This is a genomic window from Kribbella sp. NPDC000426, assembly GCF_040300265.1.
In the GTDB taxonomy this organism is placed as follows: Bacteria; Actinomycetota; Actinomycetes; order Propionibacteriales; family Kribbellaceae; genus Kribbella.
Map to the genome: position 1 here is coordinate 223,025 of NZ_JBEPDK010000010.1, position 25,039 is coordinate 248,063.

At 68.2% G+C, this 25,039-nt stretch carries 21 protein-coding genes and 1 tRNA gene; 10 read left to right on the forward strand and 12 right to left on the reverse strand.

Annotated elements, in window-relative coordinates; translation table 11 throughout:
* Window positions 1-12: 12 nt before the first annotated feature.
* The gene (locus ABT313_RS40290) at window positions 13-513 is read left to right on the forward strand and encodes a hypothetical protein (RefSeq protein WP_350865535.1); all 501 of its coding nucleotides are present in this window, start codon (window positions 13-15) and stop codon (window positions 511-513) included.
* On the opposite strand, the gene ABT313_RS40295 is transcribed toward ABT313_RS40290, so the two are convergent.
* From ABT313_RS40295 to adh, 3 genes are all read right to left on the reverse strand, one after another.
* Window positions 487-3,951 carry an alpha-N-acetylglucosaminidase TIM-barrel domain-containing protein gene (locus ABT313_RS40295; protein ID WP_350865538.1) on the reverse strand — a complete coding sequence of 1,155 codons (3,465 nt, stop codon included), beginning with the start codon at window positions 3,949-3,951 and terminating at the stop codon, window positions 487-489. The two genes, ABT313_RS40290 and ABT313_RS40295, sit on opposite strands and share 27 nt — an antisense overlap.
* A gap of 150 nt (window positions 3,952-4,101) precedes the next feature.
* The gene (locus tag ABT313_RS40300; RefSeq protein WP_350865540.1) at window positions 4,102-4,482 is read right to left on the reverse strand and encodes a DUF779 domain-containing protein; all 381 of its coding nucleotides are present in this window, start codon (window positions 4,480-4,482) and stop codon (window positions 4,102-4,104) included.
* A gap of 2 nt (window positions 4,483-4,484) precedes the next feature.
* A complete protein-coding gene (gene adh / locus ABT313_RS40305; RefSeq protein ID WP_350865543.1) occupies window positions 4,485-6,008 on the reverse strand; it encodes an aldehyde dehydrogenase in 1,524 nt (507 codons plus the stop codon).
* 75 nt (window positions 6,009-6,083) lie between these two features.
* Here adh and ABT313_RS40310 point away from each other — a divergent pair, with 75 nt between their 5' ends.
* From ABT313_RS40310 to ABT313_RS40330, 5 genes are all read left to right on the forward strand, one after another.
* Window positions 6,084-7,535 carry a GAF domain-containing protein gene (locus tag ABT313_RS40310; RefSeq protein WP_350865546.1) on the forward strand — a complete coding sequence of 484 codons (1,452 nt, stop codon included), beginning with the start codon at window positions 6,084-6,086 and terminating at the stop codon, window positions 7,533-7,535.
* A gap of 83 nt (window positions 7,536-7,618) precedes the next feature.
* On the forward strand, window positions 7,619-9,769 hold the full coding sequence (locus ABT313_RS40315) for a (Fe-S)-binding protein (RefSeq protein WP_350865549.1): 2,151 nt from the start codon (window positions 7,619-7,621) through the stop codon (window positions 9,767-9,769).
* Between the two features lie 79 nt (window positions 9,770-9,848).
* The gene (locus ABT313_RS40320; protein WP_350865552.1) at window positions 9,849-10,643 is read left to right on the forward strand and encodes an SCO4651 family lipoprotein; all 795 of its coding nucleotides are present in this window, start codon (window positions 9,849-9,851) and stop codon (window positions 10,641-10,643) included.
* Between the two features lie 99 nt (window positions 10,644-10,742).
* Window positions 10,743-12,314 (forward strand): alkaline phosphatase D family protein, encoded by a 1,572-nt coding sequence (locus tag ABT313_RS40325; RefSeq protein WP_350865859.1) that lies wholly within the window; start codon window positions 10,743-10,745, stop codon window positions 12,312-12,314.
* Complete coding sequence (locus tag ABT313_RS40330; RefSeq protein WP_350865554.1) at window positions 12,311-13,165, forward strand: galactose-binding domain-containing protein; 855 nt, start codon at window positions 12,311-12,313, stop codon at window positions 13,163-13,165. Before ABT313_RS40325 ends, ABT313_RS40330 begins: the two co-directional genes overlap by 4 nt.
* Here ABT313_RS40330 and ABT313_RS40335 read toward each other — a convergent pair.
* From ABT313_RS40335 to ABT313_RS40355, 5 genes are all read right to left on the reverse strand, one after another.
* Window positions 13,153-14,493: a sensor histidine kinase gene (locus ABT313_RS40335; RefSeq protein WP_350865557.1), complete on the reverse strand. Its 1,341-nt coding sequence runs from the start codon at window positions 14,491-14,493 to the stop codon at window positions 13,153-13,155. The genes ABT313_RS40330 and ABT313_RS40335 overlap by 13 nt on opposite strands.
* Window positions 14,490-15,161, reverse strand: coding sequence for a response regulator transcription factor (locus ABT313_RS40340; RefSeq protein WP_350865560.1), 672 nt, complete (start codon window positions 15,159-15,161; stop codon window positions 14,490-14,492). The genes ABT313_RS40335 and ABT313_RS40340 overlap by 4 nt, the downstream gene beginning before the upstream one ends.
* Window positions 15,162-15,218: 57 nt before the next feature.
* A complete protein-coding gene (locus tag ABT313_RS40345) occupies window positions 15,219-15,854 on the reverse strand; it encodes a hypothetical protein (protein WP_350865563.1) in 636 nt (211 codons plus the stop codon).
* Window positions 15,855-16,058: 204 nt separating this feature from the next.
* Window positions 16,059-16,502, reverse strand: a complete 444-nt coding sequence (locus tag ABT313_RS40350) for a hypothetical protein (RefSeq protein WP_350865566.1) — start codon at window positions 16,500-16,502, stop codon at window positions 16,059-16,061.
* Between the two features lie 67 nt (window positions 16,503-16,569).
* Window positions 16,570-16,643: transfer RNA gene (locus ABT313_RS40355), tRNA-Gly, on the reverse strand.
* A 320-nt stretch (window positions 16,644-16,963) separates the two neighbouring features.
* On the opposite strand from ABT313_RS40355, the gene ABT313_RS40360 reads away from it, so the two are divergent.
* Both ABT313_RS40360 and dcd read left to right on the forward strand, forming a co-directional pair.
* A complete protein-coding gene (locus tag ABT313_RS40360) occupies window positions 16,964-17,404 on the forward strand; it encodes a MarR family winged helix-turn-helix transcriptional regulator (protein WP_137256174.1) in 441 nt (146 codons plus the stop codon).
* Window positions 17,405-17,536: 132 nt separating this feature from the next.
* Window positions 17,537-18,112, forward strand: coding sequence for a dCTP deaminase (gene dcd, locus ABT313_RS40365; RefSeq protein ID WP_350865569.1), 576 nt, complete (start codon window positions 17,537-17,539; stop codon window positions 18,110-18,112).
* Window positions 18,113-18,177: 65 nt separating this feature from the next.
* Here the strand turns inward: dcd and ABT313_RS40370 are convergent, their stop codons facing one another.
* The 4 genes from ABT313_RS40370 to ABT313_RS40385 form a co-directional block, all read right to left on the reverse strand.
* Window positions 18,178-19,695, reverse strand: coding sequence for a hypothetical protein (locus tag ABT313_RS40370; RefSeq protein WP_350865572.1), 1,518 nt, complete (start codon window positions 19,693-19,695; stop codon window positions 18,178-18,180).
* A 208-nt stretch (window positions 19,696-19,903) separates the two neighbouring features.
* Complete coding sequence (locus ABT313_RS40375) at window positions 19,904-20,149, reverse strand: hypothetical protein (RefSeq protein ID WP_350865575.1); 246 nt, start codon at window positions 20,147-20,149, stop codon at window positions 19,904-19,906.
* A gap of 152 nt (window positions 20,150-20,301) precedes the next feature.
* Window positions 20,302-21,138 carry a DUF4097 family beta strand repeat-containing protein gene (locus tag ABT313_RS40380; protein ID WP_350865578.1) on the reverse strand — a complete coding sequence of 279 codons (837 nt, stop codon included), beginning with the start codon at window positions 21,136-21,138 and terminating at the stop codon, window positions 20,302-20,304.
* Entirely contained in the window at window positions 21,135-21,893 is a 759-nt protein-coding gene (locus ABT313_RS40385; protein ID WP_350865581.1) for a hypothetical protein, read from the reverse strand. The genes ABT313_RS40380 and ABT313_RS40385 overlap by 4 nt, the downstream gene beginning before the upstream one ends.
* A gap of 110 nt (window positions 21,894-22,003) precedes the next feature.
* Between ABT313_RS40385 and ABT313_RS40390 the strand changes: the two genes are divergently transcribed.
* Window positions 22,004-22,798: an SDR family NAD(P)-dependent oxidoreductase gene (locus tag ABT313_RS40390; protein WP_350865583.1), complete on the forward strand. Its 795-nt coding sequence runs from the start codon at window positions 22,004-22,006 to the stop codon at window positions 22,796-22,798.
* A 147-nt stretch (window positions 22,799-22,945) separates the two neighbouring features.
* Window positions 22,946-25,027, forward strand: coding sequence for a DUF8094 domain-containing protein (locus ABT313_RS40395; RefSeq protein ID WP_350865586.1), 2,082 nt, complete (start codon window positions 22,946-22,948; stop codon window positions 25,025-25,027).
* Window positions 25,028-25,039 lie beyond the last annotated feature (12 nt).

The window sequence follows — 25,039 nt, forward strand, 5'->3', positions numbered from 1 at the left end:
ACCGTCGAAGACATGTCCCTCGTCGACGACGCCCAGGCTCTACAGGCCGAGGCCCAGTCCCTCTTCACCCAACTGGACCTCGGCACAGCCTTCCCCTGGCAACCAGTCCTGATCGGCAGCGCCCTCTCCGGCCTGATGGTCGACCGCGACCTCGACGTCATGTTCGACGCCCCCGACGCAACCGCCCCCAAGATCCTCAAAGGCCTGACCACCCTGGCGACCCGCGTCGACCGACTAACCGCCGACTTCGGCGACGAACGCGCCGACCGCCGCCCAACACCAGCCCCCACCGACGAACGCTTCTACGCCGTACTCCACACCCCCACCTGGAAAATAGACCTAACGTTCTGGCTCCACGTCGCCGACCGCCCACACGTCGCCGACGCCCTGCGCTTACGGGATGCTTCGGCGGACCAGCGGCTCACCATCTTGCGGTTGAAGGCCGCCGGCCCGGACCTGAGCAGTTCCGACATCTATCGCGCAGTGCTAGCCAGTGGTCCCGGTGGCGGTTAGCTCGGTTAGGTGGAAGGTGTTGTTGGCGGAGTTGGAGATGCCTTCTATGCGGATGTAGCGGGTGGTGGTTTCGGTGTGGAAGGTGTCGCCGGCGTCTGTGACCGGCGTGGTGCCGCCGCGGCCGCCCAGGAGGTACCAGTGGGTGCCGTCTTGGCTGCCTAGTAGGCGGTAGTTGTAGTAGCGGGTGCCGTCCACGTAGTTGCGGACGTTGACGGACGACACCAGCGATGGGGCACCGAGGTCCACTTGCCACCAGGTGGGGCCTAGCGGACCGCCCCAGTAGGGGTTGTTGGAGCGGCTGCCGTCGTTTGCTGCTGTCGCTGGGTGGCCGTCCTCCGAGCTCAGAGCTGTTACAGGCTTGCCGACACTCAGTACGGCGTCGGCCGACGTGTCCCGTGGTGCGTACGGCGCGACTGCGAAGCCATGGAATGTCGCGACCCCGGTGACCCCGGTATGCGTGTTCACAGCGCTCATGAACATGCCGACGTCCTGGACCGCCGCAGCGCCCGGCACAACCGCCGAGCCGGCCACTGTCCAGTTCACGCCGTCCTGGCTGCACGCACCGCTGAGCCGCCCACCGGACCGAGCGATCCGCACATACACAGGCGCAGTGAAGCCATCCGCAGCCGTGTAGGTGTCCAGCGTCCCGTCACCATTGGAGTCCCAGCTGAACAGACATCCGTGTTGCGGAGTGACCGCGATGTTCGCGTAGCCAACCGGACTGGCCGCCGACAGGTCGTTGCCCACCAGCAGCCCCGCCCGGCCGTACGGCGCTGTCGCGTCCTGCGAGGTGACCTCGCTGGTCACCGCCTGCCCCTCCCCGAGCACCTGTGAGCGGTACACAGCGCCGTGCTCGTCGGTCCCCTTCCACATGTCGTCGCCACCACCGGCGATCCCCACGTCGTCGCCCGACACGGCGAACGAAGCATCGTTGGTCGACTGCCTGTGCCACGGCGTACCGACCTCACCGCTGACCAGCAGCCGAGTGCTCGCAGACTCCGAAGCCGAAGACCACTTAGCGGTCGCGGTCAACGTTGGCACGTCCAACGGATGTGCACCAGCAGGGACAGTGACCGTATAAGCGACGCTGAACGTCCCGCCCGGCGCAACCTCACCGGCAACAGACGGTCCGACCGGCTTCACCTTGTACGTCGGCGGAGCGCTCAGCCCCACCCGCACCGCGCGAGCCGCCCGGAGCGTGTTCGTGTTGGTGTACGTCGCCGTGACCCGCACTGTCTCACCAGCCCGCACCCCGCGCGCAGACGGCTCCACCCGAACAGCGCCGGTCGGGATGGCCGCGATCTGCGACGCCAGCTCATAAGCGTCGCCCCGCGCCTTCACCGGGTACGGCGTATCCGTCTGCGCCCACCGCTCCGCATAGGCCTTCCAGTCCGTCGGCACAGCCGCCTGCCCTGTGGACAACGCCTTGTCGAGCGAAGCGAAGTACGTCCGCCACCGGCCGCCGTAGTAGTCGCCGACCAGCCCGTTCCACTCCCGCCGCGCGTAGTCCTGCAGCGTCGCCGTAGCCGTCCAGTCCGTCACCAGCGTGCGTACGTCGTACCGCAGCGCCGCCGCCTCCTCCGGCGAGGCAGCCTGCGCCGTAGCGCCGGCCAGCCAAGACCCGAGCAGGAAGTTGTCGTCAGTACCGAGCAGAGCGTCGAGCTGAGACACCCGCCGCGACCAGTCCGCAGTCAGCTTCCGGAACGCAGTCAGATCGCCGGAGTGGTACGCCGACGCAATCCGCGGCAGCAGTGTCCGGCTGTCATTGGCAACCACCTGCCGCGCAACGTCAACCAGGTCATAGCGGTACGCCGTACTCCGCCGCTGTGCAGGCTGCACCGCCAGGAGCTCACCGAGCGCTTGGCGGAACACCTCCGGGTCATACGGGATCGCCGTACCGGTGACGCCCAGACTGGGCTCGTAGTCGAACAGCCCGGTCGGGTGCTTGCTGTCTGCCTCGGCCGGCCAGCTGTAGACGGTGCTGCCGAGGATCCGCCACGCAGCGATCGCATGCGGGTCGGCCGCGCCGTACCGGCTGGTGGCGTAGTCCGCGAACCACTGCTGCAAGTCCACCGGCTGGCTCTGCCAGGCCAGGTCGGTGAAGAACGCCACAGCGGCCGGGTTGTTGTCGATCGCCTCGGGCATCAGCGCGATGCCGTTGAGCGCAGTACCCGGTTTGTCCAGCCAGGCATGGAACTTCTGGTTCCACAACGCCAGGCTCGCGCCGAGGTTCGAGTGCCCTCCGAAGTTCCAGATCGTCCCGAACGCATACGGCGTACCCAGGAAGTCTTTGTCCCGGTCGGTGATGTTCACCGCCTCGGAGATACCGTCGACGACCAGCATCTTGGACCGGTCGATCGACTGCAGCGTGGCCGGCAGCGGGTTCTTCTGCCACCCGAGAATCGTCCAGATCGCACCAGGGTGCGCGGCCTCCAGCGCAGCCTGCACCGCCCTCGAGGCATCCGGGACACTCACGTCGCCGGCTGTGCCGCCCTCATGCAGCAGGTCCATCTTGTACATCGTGCTGGCACCGAACAGGTCGGTCTGCACCCGATAGAACTCAGCTGCGACCTGTGCGAACACCGGGTTCGTCGGGTCGAGCCAGTCCGGTCTGGCCAGCCCGTCCCACTTGCCCTGAGGCACAGTCTTCGCACCAGGGTTCCGGCTGGTGAAGCCGGATGGCACAGTGCCGAAGTACCCGGGCAGAACCGGCACCATGCCCAGCTCGCGCAGGTGGTCGGCCATCTGCTTGCCGAGTACGACGCGCCGGTCGATCAGCTGCTGCGAGATCGGACTGCCGAGACAGCACTCGTTCTGCAGCAGCCACCACGCCTGGTGCGCCGGCTGCGGGATCCACGCGCGCAGCTCCTCAGCGGAGTACCCGAACTTCTGGAAGGCCTGCTCATAGACAGCCTCCTGCCCCTCGTACACCAGCACCTGGTTGATGCCGTGCAGCGCCAGTACGTCGATGCGCCGCTGCCACTGCGACCAGCTGAGGTACGGACCGGCGTACCCCTCGTTGGTGTCGTTGAGCGCGAACCGGTTGTCGACGGAGGCACGCTGCTCGACCGGCTGCTTCGGGAGCGGCAACCGCGCCGGCAGGTTCAGCTGCTCGCCCTCCAGCTCGATGTCGGCATGTACGACGTGCCGCAGGTACCAGCCGAAGCCGGTCAGCTGCACGGCCGGAGTGGTCCCGGCGATCACCAGCTGGTGGCCGACCGCGAACACCCGGAAGTAGTCCTTGCCGGTACCGCGGTCGAGCGTCTGCAGCGTGACCTGGTCGGCGTACTGCCGTCCGACCAACCGCACCAGCGCATCACGCGCGGGCGAAGCAACAACTGGAGCGGCTGGAGCAACAGCTATAGAAGCGACCGGTGCGATCGCAAGCGGGACGAGGACGAGGAGAGCAGTCAGCGCTGCGCGAAAGGAAGGTCTCATGGCGGGTCACCTCGGGCGAAGGTCAACGCACTTAAGAACGGATCATTCCGAAAGAAGTTTCCGGATGAGCCTTCCCTCCCGGGAAAGATCTGTCAACCACAGGAAGAGTGCCGGCCGTCCGGCAACGCCACCGGACGGTCGGCACTCGCTTCAGAGGAGTCCGAGCGCTGCGGACTCCTGGTCGGTGAACAGCCGGGAGCGGATCAGGAAGCGGACGCCCTCGGGGGCCTCCACCGAGAAGCCGCTGCCACGGCCCTTGACCACATCGACGGTGAGCTGGGTGTGCTTCCAGTACCCGTACTGGTTCGCCGACATCCAGAAGGCGATCGGCCGGTCCAGGCCGTCGACGGCGAGATCGCCGAGATGCACGTCCGCCGACCCCGTTCGAAATTCCCCGTCCGGGTAGCACATCGGCGAACTGCCGTCGCAGCACCCACCGGACTGGTGGAACATCAGCGGACCGTGCATCGCGGTGAGACGACGGAGCCAGTCCGCCGCCTCGTCCGTGAGCAACACCTTCTCGACCTGCATGATCAGAAGAACCCGACCTTCGACGGGCTGTAGCTGACCAGCAGGTTCTTGGTCTGCTGGTAGTGGTCGAGCATCATCTTGTGATTCTCCCGGCCGATGCCGGAGTTCTTGTACCCGCCGAACGCCGCATGCGCCGGATAGGTGTGGTACGAGTTCGTCCAGACCCGGCCGGCCTGGATCTCCCGCCCGGCCCGGTACGCCGTGTTGATGTCGCGCGACCAGACTCCGGCGCCGAGCCCGTAGAGCGTGTCGTTGGCGATCTTCATCGCGTCGGCGTAGTCGTCGAACCTGGTCACCGAGACGACCGGCCCGAAGATCTCCTCCTGGAAGATCCGCATCTTGTTGTCGCCCTCGAAGATCGTCGGCTGGATGTAGTACCCGCCGGCCAGATCGCCGTCCAGCTCCGCGCGGGCTCCGCCGGTAAGCACCTTCGCGCCCTCGGCCTGACCGATGTCGATGTAGGCCAGGATCTTCTCGTACTGGTCGTTGCTGGCCTGCGCGCCCATCATCGTCTCGGTGTCGAGCGGGTTGCCCAGCTTGATCGCCTTCACCCGCGCGGTCGCGTCGCCGAGGAAGTCGTCGTAGATCGAGGCCTGGATCAGCGCCCGGGACGGACAGGTGCAGACCTCGCCCTGGTTCAGCGCGAACATCGCGAAACCCTCGAGCGCCTTGTCGTAGAAGTCGTCGTTCGCGGCCGCGACGTCGGCGAAGAACACGTTCGGGCTCTTGCCGCCCAGCTCGAGCGTGACCGGGATGATGTTCTCCGAGGCGTACTGCATGATCAGCCGGCCGGTCGTGGTCTCACCGGTGAACGCGACCTTCGCAACTCTGTTGCTCGAGGCAAGCGGTTTGCCGGCCTCGACGCCGAACCCGTTGACGATGTTCAGCACACCGGGCGGCAGCAGGTCGTGGATCAGCTCCAGGAACACGTGGATCGACGCCGGCGTCTGCTCGGCCGGCTTCAGTACGACGGTGTTGCCGGCCGCCAGCGCCGGCGCCAGTTTCCAGGTCGCCATCAGGATCGGGAAGTTCCACGGGATGATCTGCGCGACCACGCCGAGCGGCTCGTGGAAGTGGTAGGCGATGGTGTCGTCGTCGATCACCGACACCGAGCCTTCCTGGGCCCGGAGCGCGCCGGCGAAGTACCGGAAGTGGTCGATCACCAGCGGCAGGTCCGCGCCGAGCGTCTCGCGCACGGCCTTGCCGTTGTCCCAAGACTCGGCGACCGCGAGCAGTTCGAGGTTGGCCTCGACCCGGTCGGCGATCTTGTTCAGGATGTTCGCCCGTTCGGCCGGCGACGTCCGGCCCCAGGCCGGCGCGGCACCATGGGCGGCGTCGAGGGCGCGCTCGACGTCGTCCGCCGTACCGCGTGCGATCTCGGTGAAGGTCTCCCCGGTCACCGGGGACGGGTTCTCGAAGTACTGGCCCTTGACCGGCGGGACCCACTCGCCGCCGATGTAGTGCTCGTAGCGCGACTTGTAAGTGACCGGGCTGCCATCCTGCCCGGGAGCTGCGAAGATCGTCATAGGTCCTCCCTCGACGTTGGACCGACCGTAGGCTGGTTGACGTTGCACGAACGTTGCAGCGCGGAGTGAGGCGGCATGGACCAACGGGAACAGGCCCGCCGGCTGAGCGAGTTGTACGACGAAGTGCTCGGCGGCGCGCGGGTGCCGGGTGCGCCACGCCCACTCGTCGCCGCGTCCTGGGAGCGCTCACTGGCCGCCGCGGTCGACCCGGAGCTGGACCAGCCGCCGCTCGTCCTCAACCACGACATGGTCGAGACGCTGCGCGAGAACCATCCGCTCCGCGCCGTCCTCCCAGTCCTGCGGCAGACGCTGACGACGATCGCCGACGAGGCGTCGCACATCATGATCATCACCGACGCGCAGGGCATGATCCTGTGGCGCGAGGGCTCCGCCGAGGTCAAACGCCAGGCCGACCGGATCGCGTTGTCGGAAGGCGCGGTGTGGTCCGAGGACCAGATCGGCACGAACGGCATGGGTACGGCGCTCGCGGTCGGCGAGCCGGTCCAGATCCACTCGGCCGAACACCTGGTCCGCCGGATCCACGAGTGGACCTGTGCCGCCGCGCCCGTCCACGACCCCGACACCGGCAAGCTGCTCGGTGCGGTCGACGTCTCCGGACCGCTGCGCACGGTCCACCCCGCAATGGTCGCGCTGGTGACCGCGGCGGCCCAGCTCGCCGAAGGGCAGCTGAAGGTCCGGATGGCCGCGGCCGACGAGATGCTCCGCGCCCGCAACATGCGGCATCTGATGGCGCTCGGCGACGCACCGGGCGCGCTGCTGACGCCGACCGGCCGCGTGCTCGCGGTACAGCCGCTCGAGTGGCTGCCCGACCGCCTCGTCGTACCGGACGGCGCCGATCGGATCGACCTCGGCGACGGACGCGAAGGACTGGTCGAGCGGCTCGACGAGGGCTATCTGCTCCGCATGCCCGGTACGCCGGTACGCCGTTCGCGCCCGTCACTCCAGCTGAAGCTGCTGGGCTCCGGTCAGCCGACCGCGATAGTCGGCGGTCGCGAGATCGCGCTGACGCTGCGGCGGGCCGAAGTACTCGCACTGTTGTTACTGCATCCGTCGGGACTGACCGCGGAGCAGCTGATGCTCCAGCTCTACGGCGACGAGGGCAACCCGACCACCGTGCGCGCGGAGATGCACCGGCTCCGCAACCTGCTCGGCGGCGGCGTACTCGACACCAAGCCGTACCGGATCATCGCCGACGTCACCGGCGACGTGACCCAGGTCCAGACCGCTCTCCGGCAAGGAAACCTGCACACCGCGCTCACCCTGTACGCCGGTCCGCTCCTCGCCCGCTCCGACGCACCGGCTCTGCGCATGGAACGCGACGAGCTCGACGCCACGATCCGACGCGCCACCCTCGACACGCGCAGCCCGGACGTCCTGTGGCAGTTCGCCCAGACGTCCACCGGCGCGGAGGACGTGGAGATCTTCGAGTCGCTGGCCGCCGTACTCCCGGCCGCCGATCCGCGCCACGCCGCGGTCGCGGCACGGCTGGCGAGACTGGTCGACTGAGCGCAACGTGACACGAAACACGCGGGCGTGATGATGACCGCAAGGACATGACTGACGAGTAACCAACCAATAACATCGCTGGTATGCAGATCCTCGCCATCGTCGTCTCGCTCGCGGTGACGCTCGTCGCCGTTGCGCTGTTCGGCAAGACGATCGGGCACATCGTGTCCGTCATCAAGCTCGGACAGCCGGCCGGCCGGACCGACAACCCAGGCAAGCGGACCGTCACCCTGGCCAAGGAGACCCTCGGCCACACCCGGATGCTGCAGTGGAGTCACATCGGGGTGATGCACTGGTTCGTCGCGTTCGGGTTCATCGGGCTGTTCCTGACCCTGGTGACGGCGTTCGGCCAGCTGTTCGACCCGCACTGGGCATTGCCGGTCATCGGGCACTGGTTCGTCTTCGAGTGGGTCAGCGAGGCCCTCACCTGGACCGGTCTGGTGTCGATCGTCGGCCTGATCATCTATCGGCTGATGCACCTGCCGAAGGGCGACAACCCCCGCTCGTCCCGGTTCTACGGCTCGACCGCCTGGCAGGCGTACTACGTCGAGTACACGATCCTCGGGGTGCTCGTCTGCATCCTGTTGCTGCGCGGTCTCGAGTACCAGCTGGGCGATGGCGACAAGTTTCACTTCCCGATGACGTTCTTCATCGGCTCCGGTCTCTTCGGCGGGCTGAGCGAGCACGGGCTGGAGAACGCGGTCTACCTGGTCGCGATGATCAAGATCCTGATCTCGTTCGCCTGGATGATCACGATCTCGCTGAACGCGACAATGGGCGTGGCCTGGCACCGGTTCACCGCGTGGCCGAACATCTGGTTCAAGCGCAAGGCCGACGGCGGTACGGCGCTGGGCGCCCTGCAGCCGATCATGGTCAACGGCGCGCCGATCGACTTCGAGAACATCGACGAGCTCGACGAGGACGCCGCGCTGGGCGTCGGCAAGGTCGAGGACTTCACCTGGAAAGGACTGCTCGACTTCACCACCTGCACCGAGTGCGGACGGTGCCAGTCGCAGTGCCCGGCCTGGAACACCGAGAAGCCGTTGTCGCCGAAGCTGATCATGATGGGCCTGCGCGAGCACGCCTACGCCAAGGCGCCGTACCTGCTGGCGAGCGACGACGACACCCGCAAGTCGCTGCCGGAGCTGGTGCTCGCCGAGCAGGACAAACCGTTGGTCGGACCCGCGGACGTCGCGGTCATCGACGAGGAAGCGCTGTGGGCCTGTACGTCGTGCGGCGCTTGCGTGCAGCAGTGCCCGGTCGACATCGAGCACGTCGACGCGATCATGGACATGCGCCGGTACCAGGTGCTGATCGAGTCGTCGTTCCCGTCCGAGCTCAACGGGCTGTTCAAGGGCCTGGAAAACAAGGGCAACCCGTGGAACATGAACCCGTCCGGCCGGATGGACTGGGCCAAGGACCTGCCGTTCGAGGTCAAGCAGGTCGGCACCGACGTCGAGTCGCTCGACGAGGTCGAGTACCTGTTCTGGGTCGGCTGCGCCGGCGCGTTCGAGGACCGCGCGAAGAAGACCACGCAGGCGGTGGCCGAGCTGCTGAACATCGCGGGCGTGACGTTCGCCGTACTCGGTGACGGCGAGACCTGCACCGGCGACCCGGCCCGGCGGTCCGGCAACGAGTTCGTGTTCCAGCAGCTCGCGATGCAGAACGCCGAGGTCTTCAAAGAGACCAAGGTCCGCAAAGTGGTCTCCACCTGCGCACACTGCTTCAACACGCTGAAGAACGAGTACTCGCAGCTCGGTGTCGAGCTCGACGTCATCCACCACACGCAGTTGCTGAACCGCCTGGTCCGCGACGGCAAGCTGACCCCGGTCGCGCCGGCCGACAGCTCGCTCAACGGGCAGACGATCACGTACCACGACCCGTGTTACCTCGGCCGCCACAACCAGGTGTACGACGCCCCGCGCGAACTGCTCGACATCATCCCGGGAGCGCAGTACGCCGAGATGCCGCGCAACCAGACGAAATCGTTCTGCTGCGGCGCGGGCGGCGCGCGGATGTGGATGGAGGAGAAGCTTGGCACCCGCATCAACCTGAACCGCACCACCGAGGCGGTCGAGACCGGCGCCGACAAGATCGCCACCGGCTGCCCGTTCTGCCGCGTGATGCTGTCGGACGGCCTCACCGCCAAGCAGGCGGACGGCTCCGCGCGCGAGTCAGTCGAGGTGCAGGACGTCGCGCAACTCCTGCTCGCATCGGTCAAACGTGGCGAGTAGCTGCAACTAGCTGCAATCCCCTTCCTCCCCAGGTGGTCCAGACCATAATATCCCTCGTCTGCATCATCTGGGGAGGGACATGAAGCTGCACACCGCGGTGGCGACCGTTGCCGCCGTACCACTGGTTCTCGGCCTCGCCGCGTGCGGCAACGGCGACCCGAAAGCCACCGGCTACCGCCCGTCGGTCCCGGCCGAGACGCCGACCGCGATCGTCACCAAGACCGCGGCGCCGATCGTGAAGGCGCCGGTCGCCCGCTTGAACCGCGTCACCTTCGTCCCGGCGATGAAGGCCGCACTGACCAAGCAGAAGTCGTGGCACATCGTCGGCAAGGTAACGGCCAACGGCAGCACGCTGATGACGATGGACGGCTTCCAGACCGCCAAGCCGGACGCGCTGTCGATGGAGATGGCCGGCGCGGCCTTCGAGGGCAAGACCGCCAGGATCGTCGCCATCAAGAACGTCGCGTACATGTCGTTCCCCGGGCTGACCTCGGCCGGCAAGTTCGTGAAGTTCACCGGGGCGAAGACCGGTGACGTCGGCGAACTGCTCGAGAGCGGCGACCCCACGAAGATCTTCAACTCGTTCGGCTCCAGCCTGGGCAGCGTGAAGTACGTCGGCCCCGAGACCGTCGACGGCCAGAAGCTCGAGCGCTACGACATCAGCGTCAGCACTGCCAAAGCGCTCGCCCTGCAGGGTAAGAAGCTGCCGGCCGGCGCCCCGAAGTCGATGACGTACTCACTCTGGATGGACAGCTCGCACCTGGTTCGGCGGATGTCGTTCGACCTGGTCGGCGTCTCGATGGTGATGTCCATGACCGACTACAACAAGCCGGTGCACATCACCGCGCCGCCGGCGAGCAAGATCGTCAAGTAACGACCGGAACCGGTCAGTTCCCACCCGATTGTGTGAACTTCTCGTAATCTCCCGTTACGGATGTGATCACCTCTCGATGATCGGGTGGGGCCTGTGCGGATGCGGAGTAGTCGACGAAGCTTTCTGACAGCGACCGGGGCGGCGGCAGCGCTCGCGCTGACCGGCAGTCTTCCGGAGATCAAGAGTGCCGCGGCCGGCTGGACCGGCCGTCCGGACCGGCGGGACCCGTTCACGCTCGGCGTCGCGTCCGGCGACCCGCTGCCGGACGCGGTCGTGATCTGGACCCGGCTCGCGCCGGATCCGCTCGCGCCGTTCGGCGGGATGGATCGCCGGCCGGTCGACGTGGAGTGGCAGGTGGCGGAGGACGAGCACTTCCGCCGAGTCGTCCGCCACGGTTCGGTGAAGGCCGGTCCCGAGGCGAGTCACTCGGTCCACGTCGACGTCCGCGGGCTCCGTCCCTGGCGGCACTACTGGTACCGCTTCCGCGTGAACGGTCAGCTCAGCCCGGTCGGCCGGACCAAGACTGCGCCGACCGCCGACACCCAGCTGTCCAAGCTGTCGTTGGCCTTCGCGTCCTGCCAGGCCATCTGGGAGGGCTGGTACACGGCGTACGCCGACCTGGCCCGGCGCGACCACGACGTGGTGTTCTTCCTCGGCGACTACATCTACGAGTTCGGCATCGACCGCGGCATCCGCCCGGACTCGAAAGAGGTCATCAATACCCAGCAAACCGTCACGCTGGACGAGTACCGGCAGCGGTACGCGCAGTACAAGCTGGATCCGGACCTGCAGCATGCGCACGCGGTCGCGCCGTGGATCGTGACCCTCGACGACCACGAGGTGGTCGACAACTGGGCGGACGAGGCGCACCCGAGCGCACCGCCGGCGGTGTTCCGGGTGCGCCGGGCCAACGCGTTCCGCGCCTACTGGGAACACATGCCGCTGCGGTTCTCCCAGTTCCCGAAGGGCCCGGACATGCAGCTCTACCGGCGGATCAAGTACGGGCGACTGGCCGAGTTCAGCGTGATGGACACCCGGCAGTACCGCTCGGACCAGGCCTACGGCGATGGCACGAAGGCGCCCGGCCCGGAGACCAAGGACCCGGCCCGCACGATCACCGGCGACGCCCAGGAGAAGTGGTTGCTCGACGGCTGGACCGCGTCGCAGTCGCGCTGGAACGTGATGGCCAACCAGACCGCGATCGCTCGGCTCGACACCAAGGACGGTCCGGACGTGCTCGTCCCGATGGACACCTGGGACGGCTACGAGGCGTCCCGCGATCGCATCCTCGGCGGTGCCGCGCAGCGCAAGGTGCGCAACCTGGTCGCGATCGCCGGCGACCTGCACCGCAGCGTCGCGTCCGACCTCAAGCTCGACTTCACCGATCCCGGCTCGCAGACCGTCGCCGCCGAGTTCGTCGGTACCTCGATCACGTCCGGAATCGACGGGATGGATCTCGATCCAGGTGGCCAGACCCTGCTGAACGAGAACCCGCACATCAAGTTCGGCAACTTCCAGCGCGGGTACGTCAGCTGCACGATCACCCCACAGCTGTGGGTCTCCGACTACCGCGTGGTCGACAAGGTCTCGGTCAAGAACGGGACTGTCAGCACCCGCGCCAAACTCCTCGTCGAGGACGGCCGCCCCGGCATCTCGGAGGTGCAAGCATGAAGATCCCCCGGCAGACCGTGATCGCGGTCGGAACGCTCGCGGCAGCCGCGCTGCTCGGGTCCAGCTCGGTGCCCAAGGCAACTACCTCGGACGTGGCGGTGAGTGTCGCACCGGAGCAGCTGAGCGTGGTCGGCCTCCCGTGCTTCCCCGGCCTGCTCAACCTGACGATGACCGACACCGGCGCACAGGACCGGTACGCCGACCTCACGCTCGAGCCGACGGGTCCGCTGCAGCTCTCCCGGACGCTTTTCTCGTCATGGCTGCCCGCACTCGATCCCGATCAGCCCGTCTCCGCGCCCGTCGAGGTCCGCGTACCGCGCGATGCCCTGCCCGGGTCGTACCAGATCGGCGTCGAGGTCGACCGCAAGCGCGTGACCGTCCCGGTGACCGTCAACCCGCTGCCGCCGAAGGGTCCCGGCGACAACCTCGCACTCGGCGAGCAGGCAACGGCCTCGTCCACCCATGGCAACTTCACCCTCTGCGGCGCCGTCGACGGCGACAAGGACTCCGAGCACTGGGACACACTGACCGGCTGGAACGACGGCACCCGCGCCGCCTTCCCCGACACGTACGACGTCGCGCTGTCGACACCGGCCACCATCAACCGGGTCGAGCTCTACACGCTGGACTCCACGAAGTACCCCGCCCGCGTGAACGGTCTGCGCGACTGGGATGTCCAGGTCAAGGTCGGCGACACCTGGCAGACCGTCGACCAGGTCCGTGGCAACACCGTCGGGCACGTCACCTCGACGTTCACCCCGGTCCACGCGGACGCCGTACGCATCCTCTGCCTCGACGGGAACGACCACACGTACTCCCGCATCGTCGAACTGGAGGTCTACGGGAGCTGACAGATCGGCAGCTTCAGACGGAGCAGGGCACCGGTCCGGGACGGCACGGCTTCGGCGGTCCCACCATGAGCTTCGGCGACCTGCCGGACGATGGCCAGGCCGAGCCCGGATCCGGGATGTGCGCGGGCGGCGGGCGAGCGGTAGAAGCGGTCGAAGACGAACTTGAGGTCGCTGTCGGGGATCCCCGGGCCGGCGTCGGCGACGTCGAGAGCGCCCGCCTCGAGGCTGATCCGGACCCGGCCGCCGGGTGGACTCCATTTCACAGCGTTGTCGAGGAGGTTCGCGACGGCGCGTTCCAGGGCGTCGGGATCGCCGTGCACGAGAGTGGGCGCGCAGGTCAGGTCGAACCCGATGTCCGCCGCCCGACGTGCCGCGCGGGCCACGACGCGCTCCGCGACGAGGTCGAGACGGACGTCCTCGGTGTGGAACGCCGGTTGGCCGTAGCGGGCGAGGTCGACCAGGTCGTTGATCAGGGTCTTGAGTTCGCCGGCCTGACCGAGTGCCTCGGCAGCCAGGTGTGGAGCCTGGGTGTCAGCCAGGTTCTCCGCCAGCAGTTCGAGATTGACGGTCAGGCTCGTGAGGGGTGTGCGCAGTTCGTGCGAGGCATCTGCGACCAGGCGTCGTTGGGCCCCGACGGATTCGTCCAGCGCGGCGGTCATCCCCGCGAACGCGGATCCCAGCCGGCCGATCTCGTCCTGGCTCTCGGCGGGAATCGGGATGGCCAGGTCTCCGGTACTGCGGATCCGTTCGACAGTCTCGGTCAGGCGGCGTACCGGCCGCAGGACGCGGCGGGCGGCCAGCCGGGAGGCGACAGCTGCCAGCAGTCCGGCGGCCACGGTCGATCCGGCGAGCAGCCAGGCGAGTTGGTGCAGGGTGGGTGCCGGGTCGGACTGCGGAATCGCCGTACGCACCAGAGTGCCGGGTGCTCCCGGGAAAGGAGCGGTGTAGATGCGATAGGCGACGCCGTCGTAGACCGCGGTACGGAAGTACGCAGCGGCGGTTCCGTTGGCAACCTCGACGTCGTGGGCCGTGAGGTCGACGAACTGCGTCGAAGGCCCGGCCCGGACCGGGTCCGGCACGATCTGCAGCTGGGTGCTCCCGATCGCCAGCGGAGCGGTCGGGAACTCCGCTTCGTTGGCCGTCCCCCGGAACTTCTGCTTGACGGCTTTCGCCACGTCCGGGGCCTTGCCGGCCGCCTTCACCAGAGCGCTGTCGATCTGGCCGCGGAGGTTGGCTTCCACGGCCGGGTACAGAACTACCGACACGAGCAGCATCGCGGCTGCCGCGATGGACCCTCCGGCGACGGCCAGCCGGGTGCGCAGGTTCATGGCTCCTCGCGCAGGACGTACCCGAGGCCGCGCACTGTCTGGATCAGTCGGCTGCCGCCGTCGGCTTCGAGCTTGCTGCGCAAGTAGCTGATGTAGACCCACAGCGCGTTCGACTCCGGGCCGAAGTCGTAGCCCCACACCGACTCGAAGATCTGGGTCCGGTTGAGCACCCGCTCGGGATTGCGCAGAAACAACTCCAGCAGCGACAGCTCGGTCTTGGTCAGCTCCAGGCGCCGACCGGCACGCTCGACCCGGCGGCCGCTCAGGTCCAGATCGACATCCGCGAAGTGCAGCACCTCTGCCCTCGCGCCGCTACGCCGGAGCAAGGCTCGAAGCCGAGCCCGCAACTCCTCCAACGCGAAGGGCTTTGCCAGGTAGTCGTCGGCTCCGGCGTCGAGCCCGGCGACCCGGTCGGTGACCAGGTCCCGGGCTGTCAGCATCAGGATCGGTGTGTCGTGCCCGCCCGAACGCAGCCGCCTGCAGACCTCGAGCCCGTTCGGCTCGGGCATCAGGACGTCGAGCACCACCGCGTCCGGGCGGAACACGCCATGCTCGGCGAGGGCGGACGCACCGTCCATGGCGGATGCCACGTCGTACCCGTCCCGGCGCAGCGCATGCTCCAACGACCGCCGGACCGCCGGGTCGTCGTCCACGACAAGTATCCGCATGGTCGTCCATCCTCGCCGTCAATCATGAAGGTCTGATGAGGTCGGACACAACGGTGATCAGCCGTTGGCCAGTGACTGCTTCAGCCGTCCCAAAGCGTTCATCAGACGGTCAGGGCTGACTCCCAGGGAGGCAGCGATCTGACGGAAGGCCTTGGAGGTCGGCGTAATTCCGTCCGGAGCCGATACCAAGGTAATCAGGGCGGCCTTGGCCTTGGCCCGGGAGACGCCGAGGTCCGTGGCCAGGCGTGCCGCCGCGGCGTTCGAAGCGAACGGCGAATTCTTCGGGTCGTTCCCTTCCTTGCCCTTGTGCCCCTCGTCACCGCCACGAGGACGCCCGGGCTTGAGCAGCAGCGGTTCGACGGCTGCCCTGACCCGAGAGACGGGCAGCCGCAGCTCGGCCGCGACCGCCGCGACGAATGCCTGCGGCGTCACCTTGGTCCGGCCGGCCAGCGACAGCTTGGCCGCGGACAACGCCGCGGTGAGCCGGCTGGTCGTGACCCCGAGCTTCGCCGCGACCGCGGCGAAGTCGGCATCTGCGGCGGCCTTGGACCCGCCGTCGGTCTTTGCCGGGGCGCCGGGTTTCGCGGCACCGGGTTTCGGATCCGAACCGGACGTCTGCGCCGACGCCGTACCGGTCGTGGCCAGCGCGGCGAGCACGACCGTGGCCACGATTCGCTGGGATCGTTTGATCATCGTGAGTCCTTTCGTCCACTGAACGCGCCGGCCGAGAACCGGCGCCGTGGGAACACCCAAACAGCGCGGCCTCAGCTGTGGTTTCAGCCAGCTTTAGAGCTTCCTTAGAAGCGCGTCAAACGAACGCCTGAAGCGTTCGTTTTCCTTGCCTGGCCGGATAGTTGCGCGGGTCAACGTTCGGGTGGACGGAGGACGCCGGTTGCCTCAGCCGAGGGACGAGAGCACCGTCAGCAGAACGGACACGACGACGATGGCGGCGATGATGCCGATCAGCGCGCCGAGGCCTCTACGCTTCACCTTGGTGTGGCCGATGCTCCCCGACGTGAACTGGTGGAACGGCGACGCGTAGAACACCGGCACCGCCTGGTTCGGCTGCACCGTACAGTCGAGCGCGGCCTTGCCGTAGACGCGAATCCACTGCGCGTGGATATCGATGTGCAGCGGCCCGGCGGGCACCGGGATATCGTTCCGGCCGTACTTCACCGGCACCGGATAACCGTTCAGGTGCACGGTCGGCGGAATCATGTTGGACGTCATCGCACTGCCCTGAATGGTCAGCTGCAGCATCCCCATCGGACCCGGCGGCTGAAACTGCTGATACGGCTGCGGCGGCTGGAACTGGGGCGGCGGCTGCTGCGGGTAGCTCATGCCGCCAAACGATAACCGACACGACTCAGCCCCAGGTGAGAAACCTGCTCCCGACCTGGGGCTGTGGTGGAGCGGGTGACGGGAATCGAACCCGCACTGTCAGCTTGGGAAGCTGATGTTCTGCCATTGAACTACACCCGCGCGTCGCCGGTCTCCCGGCAGCAGTGATGAGGATAGCCGATCGGCGGGCTCGCAACCACGCCGGGTCCGCGCGTCGGTTGTTGCGCGGTCAGGGTGTTGTCCCCAGAAGGTGCCGAATGCATCGAAAATCGGGGTGCGGACGGTTTGCGCCGGGGGTTCTTGGGCAGTTTTCCACAAAGGGCGCGTTCAGGACTGGGCAGGTACGTCATCTTCTGGCAGATTAGAACGCGTTGCCGGGGGCAACATTCGACGCAACGTGAGGACGCGGTCCTCCGGACCGGACAAAATGGTTGCGGGGCAACTGGATGAAGGGGTGAACGGTGGCAACAGACACAAGTGACGCGGTGGACAACCTGGAGAAGGAACTCGTCACGTTGGCACGGCGGCTGCGGGGTCTGCAGCGGACGCTGTCCGACGAGGCGCACCCGGACCTGGAGCCGGCGCAGTACGCGTTGCTGAACCACGTCGAGGAGCTGGCGCCGGTGCGGATGGCCGACCTGGTGGCAGCGCTCGAGGTGGACAAGGGTCCGGTCAGCCGGGCCTGCGCGCGACTCGAAGAAGAAGGTCTGCTGAAGCGTGCCGCCGACAAGTCGGACGCGCGGGCGACCCTGCTGACACTGACCGCGGCCGGCAAGCGCAAGCTGACGGCGGCCCGGAAGAAGCGGCACAAGGTGATCGAGGACCTGCTCAAGGACTGGTCCCCGGCCCAGGTGAAGACCTTCGCCACCCAGGTGTCGAAGTTCAACAAGCTGGCCGACTGAGGTTAGTTGCCTCAGGCCCAGGTTGGTGGTGTGATCCCGCCGGAGAGCTGAGGGCTCCGGACGATTCACCACCAGCCGCTGGGAACGGCCTCAGGCTGGGCGGAAGGAGCAGCACGCTGCTAACGTGCGACCGTGCTGCTCTCCGACCGTGACATCTTGGCCGAGCTCGACGCGAAGCGGGTCCAGCTGGATCCGTTCGATGCTGCGATGGTGCAGCCGTCGAGTGTCGACGTACGGCTGGACCGGTTCTTCCGGGTTTTCGAGAACCACCGATACCCGCATATCGACCCCGCCGAGGAACAGCCGGATCTGACCCGGCTGGTCGAACCGGACGGCGAGGAGCCGTTCATCCTGCATCCCGGTGAGTTCGTCCTGGGATCGACGTACGAGCTGATCACGCTCCCCGACGACGTCGCGGCCCGCCTCGAGGGCAAGTCCTCGCTCGGCCGGCTGGGGCTGCTGACGCACTCGACGGCCGGCTTCATCGACCCGGGCTTCTCCGGGCACGTGACGCTGGAGCTGTCGAACGTCGCCACGCTGCCGATCAAACTGTGGCCGGGGATGAAGATCGGCCAGCTCTGCTTCTTCCGGCTGTCGTCCCCCGCGGAGCACCCGTACGGCTCGGAGAAGTACGGCTCGCGCTACCAGGGCCAGCGCGGCCCGACGCCGTCGCGCTCCTACCGCAACTTCCATCGCAGCGACATCTGACAGCCTGAAAAGACGCCCCGGGACCAGCGGTGAACTGGTCCCGGGGCTTTACTCATGTGGTGCGATCAGGCGGTCGCCTTGACGAAGACGCAGATCGACTCGAGATCCGACGAGTCGTAGCCGGTCGGCAACTGCCGGTAGACGCCTCCGAACGGGGAGACGGCGACGGGCGACTCCTGCTTGCCGTTGTAGAGGCTGAGACCCGCGTCGGCGTTGTCGTTGCCCGGCGACGTGGACGAGCCGTCGGACGGCGTATCGCCCGACGACGGGGTGTCACCCGAGGAAGGAGTGTCGCTCGAGGAGGGAGTGTCGCTCGAGCTCGGGCTGCCGGACGGGGCCGCGCTCGGCAGGTCCTGGCCGGTCTTGGCGTCCAGCATCACCGGCTGCGCCTCGGTCTTCGCGTACACGACACCGTGGTACGCCGCAGTCACGGTGGGCACGACCCGCCCGCCGGAATCACTGTTGAAGCCCCAGGTCTTCTTCGCGGTGTTGTCGTCGAAACCCATGATCTCGCTCTTGCCGGAGCCGGACACCACGCCGGTGCAGACGATCGAGGCCGCCTGGTCCGCGACGCAGCTGTAGCTGGCGTTCTCCGAGTACCCGAGCGCCGTCTGCACGACGGCACCGGTCGCCAGGTCGACCGCGAGGATCGCGGAGGCGCTGGTCCCCTGGCCGTAGTCGATGTACCTCGAGCCGTAGAAATAGGCGTGTTTGGCCGCACCGGCCAGTGGGTTCAGCACGCCTTCCTTCGCCGGGATCTGCTTGGTGATCTTCCCGCTCGCGCCATCGGCGAGCACGATCATGGCGTCCTGCGCGTTCTGGGTCGGGCTCGCCGGCTTCGCACCCGCAATGACGCCGTCGTGGACGGCGGCCGCGGTGATGCCCGGCAGCAGCGTGGCCTTCTTCGTCTTCGGATCCGCATACACCGACAGAGTGGTGCTCCGCACCGAAGAACTTCCGCTGGTCCCTGAACCGATGGCGATCTGACCAGTCTCCGGGTCGACCACTGCGTTCGTGATGCCTGGAGTGCCGACCGCGTCGGTGCCCGTGCCTTCGACCGTGCTGACCGGGATGGATGCCTCGGCGATCTTCTGGCCGGACATGACGTCGATCCAGTGGACGACGATCAGGCCCTTCGGCTTCTGGGTGCCGTTGCCCTTGTCGGTCTCGGCGTAGGCGACCACCGCGACGTCCTTGCCGTCGAGCTTGGCCGCCATCGGCGCGCTCGCCGCGCTTACCGTGGTGGTATCGGCCGCTTTCGACGGGATCATCCACTGGTTGTTCGGGTTGGCGACGTCGCGCCCGCTGAGGCCGGCGTAGCCGCCGATCAGCGCGACCTGGCCGGCGATGCCCATCTGGGACTCGTCGAGCGCGGAGCGGCCCGGGTAGTCGGCCGACGGGAACGCTGCCGCGACGCTGAACGCCTTGGGCGGGTCGAAAGACGGGACGGTCGGGGCCGACGGCGTGGCCGAGGTGGTGGACTGGCCGCCGTTGTCGGATCCCCCGTCGGACTTCTTGTCGTCGTTGCCGCCGCAACCGGCCACGAGGATCAGGGCGGCGGTGACGGCTGTAGTTGCCACCATCGGGCGCAACATCGTTGGTTTCTCTCCCCAAGGTCGACCGAGAATGATCGACTGAACGCTAGCAGTGTCCATGGGTCGGCCCGGCAGTTATCCACAGGCCTTGCACCAAGCTGCAAGCGTCGGGGAATCGCTCAGCTGGTCCGGGCGAGCCCCAGACGCTGCAGCAGGTGGTACAGCGCGGCGGCCGCGCTGTTGACCGGTACGCCGTTCATCGGACGATCGAGAGCCCGGTCCCGCGGTGGCGGGGCTGCTGGTCGGCCAGGACCCGGGACGCGGGCTCGGCCAGGCGGCGGGTGGGCTCGAGGCGGTCGGCCAGCCGGCGCAGTGCGCTGGCCAGGCCCTCCCGCGGGCTGGTGCGGTTCGCCTTGCGGTCGTGGAGCATGGCGCGGGCCTCGGCGGCGCGCAGCTGCTCGGCGACGCGGTAGCGGGCAACTTCCTGGTGTTCGGTGATCATGGTCGTGTTCCCCTCAGGTAATCCCCGTGACTGGTTTTTGGCAGTGCTTCGCTCAGGTCCCGCCGCCGCTGGTGCGCGGCGGGACCTCGATCGCTTACATCAACCCAACGAACCCGACTGCGCCGATCCGACGCGGACGGCGTTGTTCGTGGTCAGACCTTGTAGACGGTGATGTCGCCGGAGACGGTGCGGGCCCGCAGCATCAGGGCGCGCTCCCCCTCGGCCGGCTTCTCGCCGGGCTCGAGATCACACCGGATCTGCCCGGTGACGGTCTTCAGGTCGAGGTACGTCGGGAGGCCCTCGGGCACCCCGATCTGGACGTCGCCGCGGGCCGTCTCGGCCTGGACGCTCGGTCCGTCGGCGATCTCGACCTTCACGTCGCCGGAACCGGAGGTGGCGACCGAGTGGTCGCGGATCCGCTCGATGGTGATGTCACCCGAGCCGACCTTGACCGACGTCGGACCGTTGGCGTCGCCTACGGTGACGTCCCCGGAGCCGGTGCTCAGGCCGAGCGCGTCGCCGGCCTCGTCGATGTCGATCGAACCCGAACCGGTGCTGGCCTTGACCGCGCCGGCGACGGACTCGACCTTGACGTCACCGCTGCCGGTGTTGACGCCGAGCTCGCCCTCGACCCGGGTCAGCTGTACGTCGCCGGAGCCGGTGGACAGCCGGGCCGGGCCGAGCGGCACCTCGGAGCTGATGTCTCCGGAGCCGGTCTTCACCCGGGCCTCGAGGACCGCCGAGGTGGCGATCCGGACCTGGATCTCCGGTCCGCGGCGGACGTTGCGCGGGCCCTCGATGATCAGCTCACCGTCGACGACCTCCACGATCACGTCCTCCTCGCGGCCCTCGTCGACGTCGATGGCGACCGCGGTCCCCGCGCCGTCCGGGTTGGCCTTGAGCTCGACCAGACCGGAGCCGATCTCGATCCGGATCCGGTTGATCCGGTCGCTCTCGTCGTCGGTGATCTGCTGGCTGAACCCGCTCATTCGACCCACCCCGTCATCCGTTGTCCCGGGCCGTGTCCGCCCTTGCGTCGTTCCTTGTCCTCGCGGCGCCGGTCGCGATCGTCACGCCGGCGGTCGCGGTCGCGGCGGCCGCGCTCCGGGCCGAAGACGCCCTCGTCGCCGAAGGGTCCGTTCGGGCCGAACACGCCGTTCGGACCGAAGACGCCGTCGGGGCCGAGCGGGCCGTTCGGGCCCAGCGGGCCTTCCGGACCGAAGACCGGACCCCGCGGCGGGCGCGGCGGCCGGGGCGGACGCGAGCCGCCGCGGCGGCCCCGGTCGCTGAGCTCGGTCATCACGGTGCGCATCAGCCACGCGTTCGAGGAGATGCCCTCGGCATTCGCGGCCTCGTCCACCTTGTTCTTGATCGACATCGGCAGCCGGAGGGTGATCCGGGCGGTCGGCTCGTCGGCGTCGAACACGAACTGCTCGCCCGCCTCCGCGTCGGCCTCGTCGTCGATGTCGTCGTCGGTCTCATCCGGACCGGTCAGCTGGCTCGGGGCCGGCGTGACCACGAACTCAGGACGGCCACCGGCCATCCGGAGCTCGACCGAGCCCGGGGACAGCTCGCGGCTGATCTCCCCGGCGGCGTCGGACAGGGCTGAGATGAGGGCCAGGCGGCCCGCGTCATCCAGCGTCGCCCCGAGGCGCTGGGCCACGGAGCGGGTTTGCTCATCGGCCAGGGCGGTGGCGTTCTCGACGCTCCGCCGGACCGACTCGAGGTAGTGGTCAAGTTCCATGTGCATCATCATGACGTCATGATGACGTCACTGTCAACCCCTCTGATGTCAGGTCGTCGCCAGAGTGGCGGCACAGGCAGAATGGCGTGCAGTCAACCGAGGGAGGATCCGTGTCCAGAGGCGTACTCATCACCGGCGCGTCCAGGGGCGTCGGCGCGGCCGCCGCGCAGGCGTTCGCACGAGCCGGCGACCGGGTCGTGCTGCATTGTCGCGGGGCTGTCGACCGCGCCGAGGAGATCCGGGCCGGGCTGCCCGGCGACGGCCATGCGGTGATCGCCGCAGACCTCGGCGATCCGGCCGCAATCCCTGCCCTGGTTGACGAATCGGCCACCGCGCTCGGGCGGATCGACGTACTCGTCAACAACGCGGCAATGTTCGTCGACGAGCCGGTCGGCGGGTCGCGGCGGGTCGGTCACCCGCTGGCCGAGACGTCGTACGACGAGTGGGTCGCGACCTGGCGCCGTACGCTGGCCGTCAACCTCGAGGGAGCGGCGCACGTGACGTGGTGCGTGGCGCGGCAGATGCTCGACAACGACCCCGCGGACGGCGTACGGCGGGGCTCGATCGTCAACGTCGGATCCCGCGGCGCCTACCGCGGCGAGCCGGATGTGCCCGCGTACGGCGCCTCGAAGGCCGGGTTGCACTCGCTCGGACAGTCCTTGGCGGCATCGCTGGCGCCATATGACATCAGCGTGACGTCAATCGCGCCCGGTTTCATCGCCACCGACATGACCCAGACCTTCCTGGCGGGGCCCGGCGGCGACGCGATCCGCGCCCAGAGCCCGTTCGACCGTGTCGCGACCGCCGAGGAAGTAGGAGACGCGATCTTCTGGCTCGCGTCCGGGCAGGCGACCTGGGCCAGCGGCGCGGTCCTCGACTTCAACGGAGCGTCGTACCTGCATTGAGAGGTGGCCGTAACAGATTCTTGTTGGCTCAGTTATTCAGTGACAACGGGTGAGCTTCCGGATACCTGGAGAGGGGTCCGGACCAGTCACCCCGCCGTCCGGTGCACCCGTCCGTCGCCGGGCTCGTCGTACAACGGGAGCCTCTTCATGCGTTTCGCCCGCATCACCCTCGGTCTGCTGCTGACGCTGGCAGGTCTGGTGGCCACCGTGGCCGGAGCCGTCGCTGCCTTCTGGCTGGTCGGTCCGGACAACACGATCTCGACCCCCGGCCGTGAGTTCGCCAGTTCGGGTCTCGCCGTCGTCACCGCGCCCACGCTGCTCGACCGGCACGGCCCGACCCTGCACGTCGAGGCGTCCGGCGACAAGCCGCTGTTCGTCGGCATCGCGCAGGACCTCGACGTTCGCGACTACCTCGCGGGGTCGGCGCACACCCGGCTGACCCGCTTCGAGCCGCCGGGCACCTTCGGCACGCAGGACCTGCGCGGCCGCAGCGGGAAGTTGACGCCGCCCGGTCAGCTCGACTGGTGGGTCGCGCAGTCCGCCTCCGGTTCGCAGTCGGTGAGCTGGCCGATGCAGGACGGTCGGTACGAGGTCGTCGTGATGAACGCGGACGGCACCCCGGCGGTCGGAGCGCAGGTCAGCTTCGGGGTACAGGTGCACCGGCTGTTCGGGATCTGCCTGCTGGTGCTGGGCGCGGGCGTGTTGGTGTTCGCGGCTGGACTGGCGCTGATGTTCCGTCGCCGGAAGGCCCCGGCCGACATCGAGGCGACGACCGAGATCCCGCTGCCGGTCAGCTCGCGGATCCCGGTCCTGGTTCCGGTCGCGGTCGGTACATCGGAGGACAACGCACCGGCGTACCGAGTCTCGCCGTTCGCGCCGGAGCGGCTCAGCCCGTTCGCCCCCGCCGGGTCGAAGCCGGCCGCGAAGTCCGCAGAAACCGTGCCGGCGCCCGTCAAGCCGAACCCCAGGCCCGCGCCGGTCAGGCCGACGCCGACGCCGATGCCGGCGGCACCGATGTTCATGTCGCCGGCCGCAGTCGCCCGGGCGAAGTCGCCGGCCCTGATCGGCGTCGGCGCCTCCCCGCGGTACGACGAGCCCGCACAGCCGCTGTACGACGAGCTGACCGAGCGCACCGCGACCGTCGAGCGCCCCGATGCCTCCGGGCCGGCCGGATCCACCGGGCCCGAGACCGAGACCGTCCCGCTGGCGGCCTCGCCGGAGTTCGAGAAGAGCGACGAGGCGGTCCGCCGCACCGCCGCCCTACTGGCCAGCGGCGCCTTGTTGCTCACGACAACGAGCTGCGGGCTGATGCCGCCGAAGAACAGCCTGACCGCGCCGGACAGCCGCCCGGCCGTCACGCTCGCCGACGCGCAGGCCGTCGTCCAGCGCTACAACCAGCTCAACAACCAGGCGAACCAGTCCCGCGACGCCAAGCTCTCCGCGACGATCGAGGGCAACCCGACGCTCGCGCAGACCCGGGCGGGCTTCGTCATCGGGCGCAAGCTCGACGCCGCCGGCAAGGACGTCTCGAAGCCGTTCAGCTACACCGATCCGGAGATCGGCGCGCCGCAGTTCGCGTCGTACCCGATGCGGTTCGTGGTCAGCTCGGGCGTCTCCAACGCGCCGGGCAACCGGCAGCTCGGCGTCTGGCAGCGGGAGAACGCCGGTAGCCCGTGGCTGCTGACGCACTCGGTCTACCCGCCGAAGGGGGTCGAGCTGCCACCGGTCGACGGGATGCGGACCCCGGAGAAGAGCGACCTGAGCAAGCTGCAGAGTCAGCCGGCGACGGTCGCGAAGGACCTCGCGACGTACCTGACCGGCGGCCCGAACGCCCCGCAGTCGAAGCTGTTCACGCCGAGCCCGGGCCTGACGAGCTTCCTCAAGCTGCGGGCGACGTCGAAGGCCGGCGACACCGCGGAGCCGTACATCGCGAGCGTGACGGACGCGTTCCTGCCATCCGGTGAGCCGCTGACGTTCATCACGTCGTCCGGCGACGCGCTGGTGTTCCTCACGCTCACCGAGCAGTACCTGCAGCGTGTCGAGCCGGGCTCGAACGCGTACTGGACCAGCGGCGAGGCGACCGCCTTCAGCAGCATGGTCAAGTACACGCAGAGCCTGCACCAGGACTACCTCCACCAGGTCGCACTGGTCATCCCGGCGAAGTCCAGCGGTGAAGCGGTCCGGGTCCTGTCGATCGACCCGCAACTCGTCGGAGCCGGCGGCCAGTAAGCGCTTGCCGGA